At 41.6% G+C, this 12,905-nt stretch carries 18 protein-coding genes; 5 read left to right on the forward strand and 13 right to left on the reverse strand.

The features are described 5' to 3' along the window. Positions 1-4: 4 nt before the first annotated feature. Complete coding sequence (locus tag JOC95_RS17540; protein WP_204418488.1) at positions 5-340, forward strand: hypothetical protein; 336 nt, start codon at positions 5-7, stop codon at positions 338-340. 44 nt (positions 341-384) lie between these two features. Here the strand turns inward: JOC95_RS17540 and JOC95_RS17545 are convergent, their stop codons facing one another. The 4 genes from JOC95_RS17545 to ylbD form a co-directional block, all read right to left on the reverse strand. Further along, positions 385-834, reverse strand: a complete 450-nt coding sequence (locus JOC95_RS17545) for a YlbF/YmcA family competence regulator (RefSeq protein WP_204418489.1) — start codon at positions 832-834, stop codon at positions 385-387. Positions 835-894: 60 nt separating this feature from the next. Beyond that, positions 895-1,323 carry a hypothetical protein gene (locus JOC95_RS17550; protein ID WP_204418490.1) on the reverse strand — a complete coding sequence of 143 codons (429 nt, stop codon included), beginning with the start codon at positions 1,321-1,323 and terminating at the stop codon, positions 895-897. A 107-nt stretch (positions 1,324-1,430) separates the two neighbouring features. Next, positions 1,431-1,670, reverse strand: coding sequence for a YlbE-like family protein (locus JOC95_RS17555; RefSeq protein ID WP_204418491.1), 240 nt, complete (start codon positions 1,668-1,670; stop codon positions 1,431-1,433). Between the two features lie 23 nt (positions 1,671-1,693). Beyond that, positions 1,694-2,095, reverse strand: a complete 402-nt coding sequence (gene ylbD, locus JOC95_RS17560; RefSeq protein ID WP_204418492.1) for a YlbD family protein — start codon at positions 2,093-2,095, stop codon at positions 1,694-1,696. Between the two features lie 134 nt (positions 2,096-2,229). Here ylbD and JOC95_RS17565 point away from each other — a divergent pair, with 134 nt between their 5' ends. Together JOC95_RS17565 and JOC95_RS17570 are read left to right on the forward strand one after the other, a co-directional pair. Next, positions 2,230-2,715, forward strand: a complete 486-nt coding sequence (locus tag JOC95_RS17565) for a PaaI family thioesterase (RefSeq protein WP_204418493.1) — start codon at positions 2,230-2,232, stop codon at positions 2,713-2,715. A gap of 13 nt (positions 2,716-2,728) precedes the next feature. Continuing rightward, positions 2,729-3,082: a hypothetical protein gene (locus JOC95_RS17570; protein ID WP_204418494.1), complete on the forward strand. Its 354-nt coding sequence runs from the start codon at positions 2,729-2,731 to the stop codon at positions 3,080-3,082. A 32-nt stretch (positions 3,083-3,114) separates the two neighbouring features. On the opposite strand, the gene JOC95_RS17575 is transcribed toward JOC95_RS17570, so the two are convergent. Both JOC95_RS17575 and JOC95_RS17580 read right to left on the reverse strand, forming a co-directional pair. Further along, a complete protein-coding gene (locus tag JOC95_RS17575; RefSeq protein ID WP_204418495.1) occupies positions 3,115-4,170 on the reverse strand; it encodes a CAP domain-containing protein in 1,056 nt (351 codons plus the stop codon). Positions 4,171-4,390: 220 nt separating this feature from the next. Continuing rightward, complete coding sequence (locus JOC95_RS17580) at positions 4,391-4,804, reverse strand: CBS domain-containing protein (RefSeq protein WP_204418496.1); 414 nt, start codon at positions 4,802-4,804, stop codon at positions 4,391-4,393. A 230-nt stretch (positions 4,805-5,034) separates the two neighbouring features. Here JOC95_RS17580 and JOC95_RS17585 point away from each other — a divergent pair, with 230 nt between their 5' ends. Beyond that, entirely contained in the window at positions 5,035-5,391 is a 357-nt protein-coding gene (locus tag JOC95_RS17585) for a YugN family protein (RefSeq protein WP_204418497.1), read from the forward strand. A gap of 53 nt (positions 5,392-5,444) precedes the next feature. Here the strand turns inward: JOC95_RS17585 and JOC95_RS17590 are convergent, their stop codons facing one another. Next, positions 5,445-5,783, reverse strand: coding sequence for an Asp23/Gls24 family envelope stress response protein (locus JOC95_RS17590; RefSeq protein ID WP_204418498.1), 339 nt, complete (start codon positions 5,781-5,783; stop codon positions 5,445-5,447). Positions 5,784-5,993: 210 nt separating this feature from the next. Here JOC95_RS17590 and ytvI point away from each other — a divergent pair, with 210 nt between their 5' ends. Then, complete coding sequence (ytvI, locus tag JOC95_RS17595) at positions 5,994-7,052, forward strand: sporulation integral membrane protein YtvI (RefSeq protein WP_204418499.1); 1,059 nt, start codon at positions 5,994-5,996, stop codon at positions 7,050-7,052. A gap of 74 nt (positions 7,053-7,126) precedes the next feature. Here ytvI and JOC95_RS17600 read toward each other — a convergent pair whose 3' ends face one another. From JOC95_RS17600 to coxB, 6 genes are all read right to left on the reverse strand, one after another. Then, a complete protein-coding gene (locus JOC95_RS17600) occupies positions 7,127-7,594 on the reverse strand; it encodes a DUF420 domain-containing protein (protein WP_204418500.1) in 468 nt (155 codons plus the stop codon). Between the two features lie 154 nt (positions 7,595-7,748). Beyond that, positions 7,749-8,657, reverse strand: a complete 909-nt coding sequence (gene ctaG, locus JOC95_RS17605) for a cytochrome c oxidase assembly factor CtaG (RefSeq protein WP_204418501.1) — start codon at positions 8,655-8,657, stop codon at positions 7,749-7,751. A gap of 215 nt (positions 8,658-8,872) precedes the next feature. Then, the gene (ctaF, locus tag JOC95_RS17610) at positions 8,873-9,202 is read right to left on the reverse strand and encodes a cytochrome c oxidase subunit IVB (protein WP_204418502.1); all 330 of its coding nucleotides are present in this window, start codon (positions 9,200-9,202) and stop codon (positions 8,873-8,875) included. A gap of 6 nt (positions 9,203-9,208) precedes the next feature. After that, positions 9,209-9,826 (reverse strand): cytochrome c oxidase subunit III, encoded by a 618-nt coding sequence (gene ctaE, locus JOC95_RS17615; protein WP_204418503.1) that lies wholly within the window; start codon positions 9,824-9,826, stop codon positions 9,209-9,211. Beyond that, positions 9,826-11,697, reverse strand: coding sequence for a cytochrome c oxidase subunit I (ctaD, locus tag JOC95_RS17620; RefSeq protein WP_419096264.1), 1,872 nt, complete (start codon positions 11,695-11,697; stop codon positions 9,826-9,828). The genes ctaE and ctaD overlap by 1 nt, the downstream gene beginning before the upstream one ends. 25 nt (positions 11,698-11,722) lie before the next feature. Next, a complete protein-coding gene (gene coxB / locus JOC95_RS17625; protein ID WP_204418504.1) occupies positions 11,723-12,772 on the reverse strand; it encodes a cytochrome c oxidase subunit II in 1,050 nt (349 codons plus the stop codon). Between the last annotated feature and the right edge of the window lie 133 nt (positions 12,773-12,905).

Here is a 12,905-nt window from a genome sequence, read left to right on the forward strand (position 1 = left end):
GGGCATGGAGCTTGAACAGATCTGGTTTACTTTTTTGGATGAACTGAAGAGCGATGAACTGGTTGAAGGTTGCTTCCGAAAAAACATCACCGGCATACCTTTTCTCTATGTACATGTTTCCGCAGAAAGAGTGTCTGAGTGGGAATCAAGAGGATCTTCCATCATAGCAGTTTGTTCCAAAAAGGCGATGTTTCGCAAAAAGGTCACCGTGGAAACACATTTTGTCCGGGTAAGTAATAACCTATATGTTTATCGGCATCGATTCTTTGTTCCCCAGGAAAAAATGTTCTGTTGTGGGAATCTATGTGCGGATTGTATCCGTTTGCGAAAAAAGGCATAAAAAAGAGACTAACCTTTAGTCTCTTTTTTGTACGAACTTGAGGATCAGCTTGCTTTACACCCGCATCCTCCACCAGACCCACAGCCTCCGCCGCAGCTTGATAAAGAATCGAAAAATGGATTTCCGGTCGGGACCTTCACATTAAGAGAGACAGACTGTCCTATCATGACACTGATTTCATCCAATGTTTTTTGAATGGCATCCTCAGCCTGCTTGAACGCATGGATGGTCTCATGCAGATCCACTTTTCTCTTAAGCTCCCTCGTTTCGAGTGTCACTTTCCGATAATCGGGATGGTATTTCCCGAAGCGTTGAACTTCCTCGTAACGATCCTTCATATGTTGAAAAGCACGGATCAATTCCTGTGCTTCTTTATCCTGATGTACATTATATAGACAGCGATGATAGTCTTCGGCAAGATCGGACTGCCAAATCATTTTCGCCAATTCTTCTGCTTTTTCTACCATTTGAACATGCTCAAAAGTAGCGATCATATTGGAATACACCTCCAATTCCATCATATCATGAATTTCAATGGAAGTATAATACCTAACCTAATTTATCTCTACAACAAATGACTCTGATAATCCATATTCAGTCTGATCATTGTGCATAAGCTTCACTGTTATCGTGTGGGTTCCACTTGGGATCCCTTTTAGAATGAAGGCTCCCTTCGACACTGTCTCCAAAAGTTTTCCATCAACATAAACCCCCAGCCGTCCCTCTCCTTGCTTTCTTTTACTTTTTTCATCGGTAAAATGAAAATCCGGTCCGACAATGCATTCCATATACACATGTTGACCCTTGATGTGGTGATGAATCGTCATCGATAAAGGTTCTTTTGCCTGAATGGACATTTTTGATACTTCTGTTGCCATTTCATTCACAAGGCTGTTTACTTCTGGTTCCTTGCGTTTCTCTTCCTTACAGCCTGTCAGAAAAACTAGTGTGAAACAGGTCAGGATTACTAATAACAATTTCATGTTGGATGCTCCTCCCAATTTTTTTCTTAGTGTGAGGCATTGGGAGGGATTCTATTCCTATGTAAAAGGCACCTCATCATTTCGAGATGCCTTGGTCTCAGTCTTTCTCAGTCCATATTTTTCATCGTCTGGAACATATGGACCATCATGGACGCCATTTGGACTGAGTTCTGGAATTTCTCCACCTTGTGGGGAATGGTCTGCTTGTAATAATGCATGGAAGCCAGCTCAAAATCATCCAGTTTCTCCGGATTTCTCGTAAGCGTCCGATACCAGGATGGCTGTTCATGCAAATAGGATTTTAAAGTCTTCTTCTTCTGGATATATTCGTACACATCTTTTCTCATGGTCTTCATCCATTCCTGATCGCTTAATCTTTTCTAAATGAAAAAGGATTTTTGGCACCTTGTGATGGCGAACTTCCTTTTGACGAGCTTGGGATAAACTGCTGAATCAGCTGTTGGATATTACCTATTGCAGAATTTACGTTGGTTAGATGATATTGCATCTGATTCATATCCATCTTCTTTAATGATTGTAGTAACTGAGGAATAACATCTGATTTTGACTCCTTTGAACTCTTCTCCTCTTCCTGAAGATTGGGATCCCTGAAGCTTTTCCAGCTTTCATCCTCCTCCCCAAGCAAATACCATTCTTCAAAGAGCTCCTGCCAGGTTTTTTTGTTGCTTTTCACTTCCTGAGCAAGTTTAGGATGCCTTTTGACAAAAGCTTTGAACTTTTCAATACTTGGGTGCTTTTCCTTCGTTGCCATTCTCTCACCTCTCTCCTCTATATGCCTAGTGTATTTTATTGAATAAAAAGAAAAAGCGTTCGCCTATTTTTCTTTTCTTTACATGCCGATAATTGGTAAGATAAGGGGAGACTGCTTAGAAAAGAGGAACAGATATGGACTTAGCACAGCAATGGAGTGAATTTTTGATAGAGGCTACAGAAGAGGAACGAGAGGTTGCCTCTTTATATCTTGAAAGCTTAAAGCGAATACAATCTGGAAAAAACGGTACTCACATCGGTGCACTCATGGGCATCAAAAGTGAGTTTCAAGAGCCTGATACATTGACGATGACCATCCCAAATACGGCGATCCTCCAGAATTCATTGGACATATTGCATGGCGGCCTGACAGCCACCCTGCTTGATTCTGCAATGGGTACATTGGCCTTCAAGTTGATACCTGAAGATAAAGCAGCTGTCACGACAGAGATGAAAATCAACTATGTTGCCAAGGGTGTAGGAAATGAGTTTACCTGTGTGGCAAATGTAATACATAAAGGCTCTAAACTTCTTGTCATGGAAGGCAAAGTGTTCAGGGACGACCAAACATTGATCGCCCACGCAACGGGAAGCTTTTTTATCATCCCTAAAAGGGTATAACGAGGTTGTTATTATGGTAACTGCAATCGTCATTCCTATATTGATCCTATATTTTTATTGGGTGACTAAAAAAGAGAAAGCCAAGCAGCGACAAAATTGGGAGATGCTCGATCAGGTAAGGCTGGAAGCGAGGATATATGGTACTATCACTTATTTGCATACTGAAAAAAAGCGCTATTACCATGAATTGTACATGATGGTGACCACCATCCGGATGCAATCTGGGGACAGGACTATTACTGCTGTGTATCGTCAGCCTTTTAAGCAAGGCTGGAAAGAATTTAATCTTCACCCTGGCAGCATTGTCACACTGGAAGGACAATGGGAAAAAGACACATTTATTGCAGGAATCATAAAAAAAAGCTGAACATCGCGAGTCCCCGCGATGTTCAGCTTTTTTCACCAAGTTTCAATGAAATTCTGGGTGTAATATTTTTCATTCACCCCGACTCCCAGGTGGGTGAAACGTTCATTGAGCAGGGTCTTCCGGTGACCTTCACTATTGAGCCAACCTTCCACGGCAGCTATCCCATCCACATACTGGGCTGCTATATTTTCTCCTGCATATTGAAACGGGACATCCCCCGCTGTCAATCTGTCTGAAAGACTTCCAGCCGTTGGAGAAGTGTGGGAAAAATAATCCGACTCATTCATATCTTTACTGTGCATAAAAGCAACATCAGCAGTTTCTTCGTGCCACTGCACAGGCGCCAGTTCAAATCGGTTTCTTATCATATTGGTAAAATCGATGATCTGTTGTTCTGCCCCAGCCTCCACTGCTGCCCATTCTTCAGGGGAAAGCTCCTTCGGGTCTAGCAATGGACCTTTATAAACAAGCTCATATGGACGTTGCTTGATCAGTGTCTCAGCATTCAAATACCGGACACTGGAGAGCGTCTTATCAAAACTGTCAAAGTATAGTTGTGCATACACATCTCCCAAAAGGACCAATGGACGGGTCTGAAGCTCTTCTTCTTTCATTTCGAAGCGATAGGATCCCTCTTCGTATAAAACAGTGACTGAATCTGCAAAGGACCATTCCTTATTGAGGGAATCATAAGATGTGCCGATCTGGAAGGGATTGTTGTTACTTGCCTCCCCTGTGCTGAAAGCAGTTACCACTTTTCCATCCTCCACTCCGAATTGGACATATTCTGCAGGATGATCATGGTAGATATACCATACATAGTCATAGGCGGATAAATCTTTTCTTTTTGGTTCTCCGTATGTATCCAGCAGCTCACTAACGGATTTACCGATAAAAGATGCAACCCCTTCCGCAGTGTCTGAAGATTGGATCTTGGGCTGGATGACCGCCTGCTCTTCCACATTATTTGATTCACCCATCTCTGTATGAGGCTGATTGCCCAATAATCCTTCTAGCTGCTGAGGTTCAACATTGACAAAGAGATAAAGGCAGAAAGCTACGAACAATAGTATGAATAGTCCCCTCATTTTCCGGTCGATACCTCCTTTTCTATTAATATATTTGATAGAGTTCCCATACATTCTACTTATGTATCTTAAAAGGTAGAGTTTTTATCTTTATCCCTTTTATACCCAACTTCGGAAGAATGAATACGTTTTTTTCCATATTCACATCTATTATAGAAGATTTGCAAGTGGGATGACAAAATTAAAGACTGCAGCCTTTTATCATAGCTGCAGTCTTTTCTTAACGTTCCGAAATATCGCTTAAGGCATCTCCTGCACTGTCATCAGACAATTGGTTGATAGCAAGATCCCCTAGTGCAAGGATTCCGATCAACTGCCCATGCTCTACCACCGGAAGCCTTCTCACTTGATGCTGGGCCATAAGGTGGGCAGCTTCTTCGACAGATGCTTCTGGAGTGATGGTTACAAGATGATCGCTCATCACATTTGTGACAGGATTGGAGCCGGCATGCTTTTCAGCTATTCCTCTAACGACAAGATCCCTGTCTGTTATCATTCCTATCAGCTGATCATTCTCCACAATGGGTATTGCTCCCACATTCAAATCTTTCATTTTTGTAGCAACTTCATACACATTGTCCAGTGGTGTGCATACATCTACATTAGTTGTCATCACTTCTCTTACCGTTTTCATAATGTCACCTCGTATTTTTCATTAAATTGGATAGGATACATAGTAGAGGAAGATTAGGACCTTTTGCCTCACAGATAGTTTGACCATTTTCTACAAAATCATGACTTTTTCTAAAAAAGTGCGACGAAAAGGCGAGTTCGCCTATTCCTTTATTGAAAGTTATCCTTATTCGTACTATTATTAACAAGGAGCGTACTTTTTTGGTAAGGATTGAAAGGGAGTGTACATACATGAGAATTGAAAACACTGGAATTGAAAATGAAGTTGTAGAACTATCCCGTTTAACGGATATCATGGAAGACTTAGGTTTCGTACTTGCTGGACAATGGGATTACGAACGCGTGACCTTTGACCGTAAATTTGAAAATAAAGGGGACGTATATTATTTGCGTGTCCAAGGCTTTGCCGTAGAGGGAGATATTGGTGGATCTCACGCAATGATCAAGCTAATGACCCCACTTCTAGGCAAGCATTACTATCCGCATGGCGTTGAATATGGAGAAGGCGAGACTTTTCCTGCAAATGTTGTATCCACATCCAAATCTCTACTTGTTCAATCAAAAGAAAGAATGGATGAAATGAAATAATTGAAAGAGAGGGTGAATCAGTCTGTGCATGTCACGGTGATTCGCCCTTTTTTTTAGCTTCTATATACTCCCCCTACATGTACTCTGACCGCTTTAACCTTATATCCTGTCATGACCTCGATCTCATGCTTGATATGCTTTTGCAACCTGAGGCATGCATCCGGGATGGAAGTGTCATATGCCACCGCGATGAATATATCCAATGTCACCATTCCCTCCTTATCCAACTGAATGATAACCGATTGCCTCTGTTCTTGTTGCAATAAGGAATATACTTTTGTGAGGAGCCGTGGGGAAATCTGTTTGATGCCTTGGATATCAGAAACACATATGGAAGTGATCGTTTGCAGCAGTAATGTACTTACCTCAATCTGCCTTTTTTTCGTTTCCATAAAAGCCTCCTTATTTTTGACTTCACAAAAAATGATTTTGATATAGGGAATGCCATCTCCTCTGCGATAGCTTTATATTTCCCTTAAGCCTGCAACGATTATCAAATTTTCTCTTCCTATGCATATTTATTTTTCTACATACTATTATTTCAGTAAAATCCATACTATAATCTATATTAGAGAAGTATGTGTTTAGAAAGGAGTCATCCATTGTCCTCTTTGTTTACGAAAAAAACGCTATTCATTTTTATTATCATTGCCGCAATATGTGTGGTAGGTTACTTCATATTACCGGTATCCATACCGATCATACTGGCACTTGTTACTGCATTTTTTTTAGAGCCACTCGTGAAACTGCTGCAACACCGTGTTAATTTAAAAAGGAATCTTTCCGTGCTGATTGTATTTTTCCTTTTTATGGCTTCCATTGGTGCAATCGGCTATTTTATCACTACAAAGGTGATTACTGAAGCAATCAACCTTGTTGAAAATGCTCCTTCCTACATAAATGAAGTGAATAAAGTATGGCGGGAATTTCAAGCAGATCTACATAATGCATCTGAAGACCTGCCGCCTGAAGTTGTGGATGCAATTAGTGAACAGGTGGAATCGTTCCTATATGACCTTAGGATATTTTTGACGGACTTCCTGAACATCCAAAATATAAGCAGCCTCTTTACGGATATACCAAACTATCTCGTCAGTTTTCTTGTTTATCTAATCGCCCTATTCCTATTCCTGATGGATATGCCGCGACTCAAGATAGGATTCTATTCCCATTTGAAGGAGTCTACTGCCAATAAGGTCAAATTTATGACCTCTAGACTATCCTATGTTGTATTTGGCTTCTTTAAAGCCCAGTTTTTAGTCAGTGTCATCATTTTTTTCGTTTCATTGGTGGGACTATGGTTCATTGCACCGGAAACGGCATTGATCATGTCACTGGTCATCTGGCTCATTGACTTCATCCCGATCATCGGTTCAATTGTCATACTCGGTCCATGGGCGCTTTTCCATCTGATAACCGGTGATATCAGTCTTGGTACACAACTTACGGTCCTGGCCATCATCCTTTTAATTATCAGAAGGACAGTAGAGCCAAAAGTAATGGGAACTCATATTGGATTGTCCCCTCTTGCAACATTGATCGCAATGTATCTGGGATTGAAACTTCTCGGGATCCTCGGTTTTATTGTAGGACCCCTGATCTTGATCGCATTCAATTCCGCTCGTGAAGCTGGAATCATTAAAACAAACTTTAAAATCTGACATATCACAAAAAAGGTGCCCGGAATATAATCCGGGCACCTTTATTAGGTGTGTTGCATTGATCGTCAACTACATCATAATCCCAAAATAGCTTTAAATACTGAGGTCGTTTCCCCGCCCTGGTAGATGACATATAAAAGCAGATAGACAGCTACCCCTGTGATGCCTGTACAAAACCAGATTATACTTGTAATCGGTCCAAGCTTCCTGTGCTTGGAAAGGTTGTTTTTGTATCCTGACCATAATGTGATGATTCCCATCACAGCCCCTATCGTTGCCAGTGTAATATGGAACAGCAAGAACAAGGTATAATAAATCTTTACGCTATCTGGTCCGCCAAAGCTCGTATTTCCCACAAATATCGTTCTTGACGCATAAATGATAAAAAAGATGATCGCAAAAACCGCAGCAAGAAGCATGGTTTTCTTATGTGCCTCAATATTTCTCTTACTGATTAAATACCAACCGATACCGACAAAAATAGCACTCAGTACAATAAAGAAAGTACTGATGGTTGGTAGAATTGGAATCGAATAATCCATGTATTTCTCCTCTCACACTTATGCTCTACTCAAGACTATTTTAGTGAACTCCCCTAAATCTTGCAAGACGAATGTAGAACGTTCATGATATTGTAAAATTCTCTTACTCAATAGAAAAACAGCAACATATCAAGGTTGCTGTCAAAGCTTTTTATCACTCCACTACTTTTGGATTCATTGACTGGGATAATTCCAACTCTTCCTTTTCTCTTTCACGGCGCGCCCATTGGAAGAACACATATGCCAAGATGCTGCCGTACATGATCTCTTGAATGATCTTCATGATGACTCCGCCTAGCTTTTGATCTTCAAGAAGAGGAAGGGCATTGAAAAGTTCCGGTCCACCCAAATCCAAACCTGCCAACGTTCCTGCAGGCACACACAGTTCAAGTGCTGCCAGCCACGCTGTCATTTCCGAATATGTGGCATATAGCGGTTGATCGGCAAAAATGATCAGTGCACATGCTGGTGTCAATAGTATGCCATCTCCCATGATGTAGCCAATTTTCACAATCCCAGATAGCCTCTGTTCTTCGGGGAGAGGATTTACAAGCGGCCACCACATGATGAATGCAGCTACGAACATCACTGCTGTATAAGTCGTATGCAAGGTCATATCCACTTTCACAATATCAAAAATAACCGGGATGTGGTAGATCGAGAATATGGCATTAAATACGATCAGTGCAATCAGTGGTTTGGTGAAGAATCTGAATACAGGCTTGACTACTGGCAGGTTGATCGCTTTACGCAGAAGCCATGCAGGCATTCCCATCAATAATAGCGGTGGAAGCACCAGGTAGAGTACTGCCATCTGCGTCATATGGGCACTTAACATCAAGTGGCTCAGAAGATCGACAGGTGAACCTTTGACAAGATAGAACATAATCAGACTGACAATAAAGAAGGTTCTTTGCTTATTTGTAATCGCTTCTGAATCCTTAAAATGCTTCCGTCCACTTCCAGTTATATAAATATACAAAGCAATGATTGCAATGGTCGTGATAAGTAAGTATGGGCTCCAGAGCGCCTGAAAGCCAAACATATCCAAGTTGCCAAACATGAAAGAAGTCACCTCAATTTTAATGGTGCCACAATGGACACTTATTTCCATACGACCATTATACTACACCCCCCTTCCCCCTTCAATGTGGTGCAGTGCCGAGTATGCGTGTGTCAGGGCAATTGTCATGAATTGGACATACGGTGACGCCATTGCAGTTGAGTAACAAAAATATAAAAAGCGGAGTACCAGATAACTGGTCTCCGCTTTTCTTTTTACCACCAAATGATTGTCGTAAACGCTAAGATTGTGATCAATCCAACAGCTAATCCAGAGAATAGGAACAATGAAGGCACTTCGTGACCTTTATGGTTCATATGCATGAAATAGTAAAGTTGGAAAATGCATTGTACCACAGCCATCAAGATGATTACTGGTACAATGAACAATTTAGACATTTCCGCTCCAACTGCCAAAAATGCAAGAAGCGTAAGGAAGATCATCAAAACAAATGACACTACCTGATACTTCATCTCTTCTTTGCTCTTTTTACGACGATATGCTAAATCTACTTTTGGATTTCCTGTATTAGTTTGATTTGCCATATGTCATCACACCATTCCCATTAAGTATACTACAGTAAAGATGAACAACCATACAACGTCGATAAAGTGCCAGTATAAAGATGCTACATAGAACTTAGGAGCATTGTACAGGTCAAGGCCACGTTTCATGTTACGGATCAACAATGTACCGATCCATAAAAGACCGAAGAATACGTGGGCACCGTGAGTACCTACTAATGTATAGAACGCAGAACCGAATGCACTGCTAGTAAATGTGTGTCCCAAATGAACGTAGTGGTTGAACTCGTAGATTTCAAGGATTAGGAACGCTAATCCAAGTAACCACGTGATACCCATCCACAATTGCATTTTCTTGAAATCGAAGTTCTTCATGTGATACATAGCGTACACACTTGTCAATGAACTTGTCAAAAGAATCATGGTTGCCGCAAATACTAGTGGTAAGTCAAATAGTTCTTGAGTTGTTTTACCGCCAGCAGTTGAATCATTCAATGCAAGATATGTTGCAAACAATGAAGCGAAAAGTACTGTTTCTCCACCAAGGAAGAGCCAGAAGCCTAAAAATTTGTTCTTGCCTTCAAGGGTCGCTTTTTCAGGCGATGCAGGAAAAGTTTCTGCAGTTAATTTTTCTTCTGTATGCATTATAACTTCGCCCCCTTGTCATCATCTTCAGCCAATAGATCTTCCTTATGAATATGATACCCATGATCGTCGATTACAGAACGGAAGAACATTGCGCTGAATGTAATTACCAATCCAAGGATCATCACAGGTAATCCCCATGCATAATCCAATCTGTACATGACACCAAATGCGGCTACAAATAGACCGAACGAAATGATGAATGGAAGAATGGAACCATTTGGCATATGGATATCTCCAACAGGCTCAGCAGGAGTCATACCTTTTTTGCCTTCCATCTTTTCAACCCATAGAGGGTCTAATCCACGTACAAGTGGAGTTTGCTTGAAGTTGTATTCTGGCGGCGGAGATGAGATGGACCATTCCAAAGTACGGCCATAACCCCATGCATCGCCAGCAACCTTCTGCTTGCTTAATGCAGTTTTTACGATATTGATGACCAGTACGATTGTCGCGATAGCCATGAAAGCAGCTCCGATTGAACTGATCAAGTTGGAAAGATCCCAACCTTGATCCGCTTTGAACGTGAATACACGGCGAGGCATACCCATCAGTCCAAGGAAATGCTGGATAAAGAATGTTAAATGGAAACCGAAGAAGAACAACCAGAAAGTGATCTTTCCTAATGTTTCATCCAAGATTTTACCAAAGATTTTTGGCCACCAGTAGTGTAGACCAGCGAAAAGACCGAACACAACTCCCCCAACGATTACATAGTGGAAGTGAGCTACTACGAAGTAAGAATCATGATACTGATAGTCAGCAGCAGCTGAAGCCAGCATTACCCCTGTAACTCCACCAAGTACGAATGTAGGGATGAAGGCTACAGACCAAAGCATCGCAGTGTTGATTTTCAGCTGTCCGCCCCACATCGTGAACATCCAGTTGAAGATTTTGATACCTGTAGGTACGGCAATCGCCATTGTTGCAACAGCGAAAATTGCGTTCGCAATCGGTCCAAGACCAGTCGTGAACATATGGTGAGCCCAAACCATGAATCCTAGGAAACCGATAAGTACGGTAGCGAATACCATGGATGAGTAACCGAATAGACGCTTTTTAGAGAAAGTAGAGAATACATCAGAGAAAATACCGAATGCAGGCAAGATCAATATGTATACCTCAGGGTGACCGAAAATCCAGAATAAATGCTCCCAGATTACGGTGTTCCCGCCAAGAGCAGGATCAAAGAATGCAGACCCGAATAGACGGTCAAGCATCATTAGAGCCAATCCAACCGTTAATGGAGGGAAAGCGAATAGAATAAGTGCAGATGCTACAAACGTAGACCAAGTGAAAAGCGGCATACGCATATAAGTCATACCAGGTGCACGCATGTTGATGATGGTAACAAGGAAGTTGATACCACCGATTAACGTACCGATACCTGAAATTTGAAGTCCAAGTGCATAAAAGTCAATTCCATGACCTGGTGATGCAAGTGATAGGGACGCATAAGATGTCCACCCAGCATCAGGTGCCCCTCCTAAGAACCAGCTAAGGTTAAGGAAGATCCCACCGAATAGGAATAACCAGAATCCAAGTGCATTGATGAACGGGAATGCAACGTCACGTGCACCGATCTGCAATGGGACAGCAGCGTTCATAAACGCAAACAATAGCGGCATCGCTGCCAGGAATATCATGGTTGTACCATGCATTGTAAGTATTTCATTATATAATCCAGCTGCAATGAAACCGCTATCCGGCACTGCTAGTTGGATACGGATAAGCATCGCTTCGATACCACCGACGACAAAGAAGAATCCGCCGGCAATTAAGTAAAGGATGGCAATTTTCTTATGGTCGACAGTTGTCAGGTAATCCCATAGAGTGGCGCCGAATCCCTTTTTCTGTGCTAACGTACTCACAATGTAACCTCCTTTTCGTGAAAATCTATTCTACTTTTAGTCCAGATAAATATTCAACAAGTGCTTCGATTTCATTTGGCTTAAGTTCGTCATAAGCACCAGTCATTTTGTTTCCTGGTTTGAATGTCTCAGGATCCTCAAGCCAATCAGCCAGGTTCTCCGGAGTATTCGCTTTATGCCCGGCAACCATTTGTCTGTTGCCGAAGTTAGTCAGGTTAGGTGCAACACCTTTTTGATCAGCGGAAACCGCGTGACAGGTGATACAGCTTTGTTCGAAAATTTCTTCCCCTGCTTGAGCAAGTTCAGTTTCAGCAGTTGGCTCTGCATTCTTCATGTTTTCAATCCATTGATCGAACTCATCACGAGGAAGAGTTTTTACTTTAAAGTCCATTAATGCATGGGAAGGTCCACAAAGCTCAGCACATTTTCCGTAGAAAAGCTCTTCAGGTGCTTGCCCTACACGTTTGGAGTCGAACTCCAACCAGAACTTGTTTTCGTTGTCTGTATTCGTATCCATTTTCCCACCAGCAGAAGGAATCCAGAATGAGTGCTTTACATCGCTTGCTTTAAGGTTGAAGTAAATCTTCTCATCTGTTGGTACATAAAGGTCCTGACTTGTTACAACCTCTTGGTTAGGGTATTCAAACTCCCACCAGTAAAGATGAGCAGTAACATTGACAACAAGTGCGTCAGTCTCCTCTTTTTCCATTTCCTTTACATCTGCCAATTGGAATGTGTAGGAAACAGTCGGAACTGCCAAGATCAATAATAGTAAAATCGGAATAACAGTCCACGTAATTTCTAATTTGTGGCTTCCTTCAACTTGCTTAGGAATGCGCTCTTCTTCTCCATCACGCTGGCGGAATTTAACCACAACGTAAACGAAGATAATGGAAACAACCACTACTACAAGAATCATAATTGCTGAACTTAACAAGATCAGTGATTTTTGCATATCTGCTACCTCACCAACCGGCTGAAGTGTAGATAAGAATGGTTTACCACAGCCTGCTAAGAATAGCGTCATTACACTAAAAAGCGATAGAATTCGCCAATTTGGTAGCCATTTCTTCATAGCTTAATCAAACCCCTCTTTCATATTTAGTAAGTGAAGTAGAATGTATTGATAAATTCCTTCCAATCGAAGAGAAAGAATTAAATCATGATTTTGGAAGCGTAAAGCGCCTTTTGCAAGCTGAGCGATAAAG

The sequence above is a fragment of the Sutcliffiella tianshenii genome, from assembly GCF_016908565.1.
GTDB lineage: Bacteria > Bacillota > Bacilli > Bacillales > Bacillaceae_I > Sutcliffiella_A > Sutcliffiella_A tianshenii.

Excerpts from the sequence above, each read along its gene's own strand:
- JOC95_RS17540 (WP_204418488.1), top strand. The coding sequence starts at position 5 with ATGGAGCTTGAACAGATCTGGTTTACTTTTTTGGATGAACTGAAGAGC.
- ylbD (WP_204418492.1), bottom strand. The coding sequence starts at position 2,095 with ATGGCAACGAAGGAAAAGCACCCAAGTATTGAAAAGTTCAAAGCTTTT.
- ctaE (WP_204418503.1), bottom strand. The coding sequence starts at position 9,826 with ATGCATACAGAAGAAAAATTAACTGCAGAAACTTTTCCTGCATCGCCT.
- JOC95_RS17575 (WP_204418495.1), bottom strand. The coding sequence starts at position 4,170 with ATGAGGGGACTATTCATACTATTGTTCGTAGCTTTCTGCCTTTATCTC.
- JOC95_RS17555 (WP_204418491.1), bottom strand. The coding sequence starts at position 1,670 with ATGAGAAAAGATGTGTACGAATATATCCAGAAGAAGAAGACTTTAAAA.
- JOC95_RS17580 (WP_204418496.1), bottom strand. The coding sequence starts at position 4,804 with ATGAAAACGGTAAGAGAAGTGATGACAACTAATGTAGATGTATGCACA.
- JOC95_RS17565 (WP_204418493.1), top strand. The coding sequence starts at position 2,230 with ATGGACTTAGCACAGCAATGGAGTGAATTTTTGATAGAGGCTACAGAA.
- JOC95_RS17550 (WP_204418490.1), bottom strand. The coding sequence starts at position 1,323 with ATGAAATTGTTATTAGTAATCCTGACCTGTTTCACACTAGTTTTTCTG.
- JOC95_RS17585 (WP_204418497.1), top strand. The coding sequence starts at position 5,035 with ATGAGAATTGAAAACACTGGAATTGAAAATGAAGTTGTAGAACTATCC.
- JOC95_RS17600 (WP_204418500.1), bottom strand. The coding sequence starts at position 7,594 with ATGGATTATTCGATTCCAATTCTACCAACCATCAGTACTTTCTTTATT.
- coxB (WP_204418504.1), bottom strand. The coding sequence starts at position 12,772 with ATGAAGAAATGGCTACCAAATTGGCGAATTCTATCGCTTTTTAGTGTA.
- ctaG (WP_204418501.1), bottom strand. The coding sequence starts at position 8,657 with ATGTTTGGCAACTTGGATATGTTTGGCTTTCAGGCGCTCTGGAGCCCA.
- JOC95_RS17590 (WP_204418498.1), bottom strand. The coding sequence starts at position 5,783 with ATGGAAACGAAAAAAAGGCAGATTGAGGTAAGTACATTACTGCTGCAA.
- ctaF (WP_204418502.1), bottom strand. The coding sequence starts at position 9,202 with ATGGCAAATCAAACTAATACAGGAAATCCAAAAGTAGATTTAGCATAT.
- JOC95_RS17545 (WP_204418489.1), bottom strand. The coding sequence starts at position 834 with ATGATCGCTACTTTTGAGCATGTTCAAATGGTAGAAAAAGCAGAAGAA.
- JOC95_RS17570 (WP_204418494.1), top strand. The coding sequence starts at position 2,729 with ATGGTAACTGCAATCGTCATTCCTATATTGATCCTATATTTTTATTGG.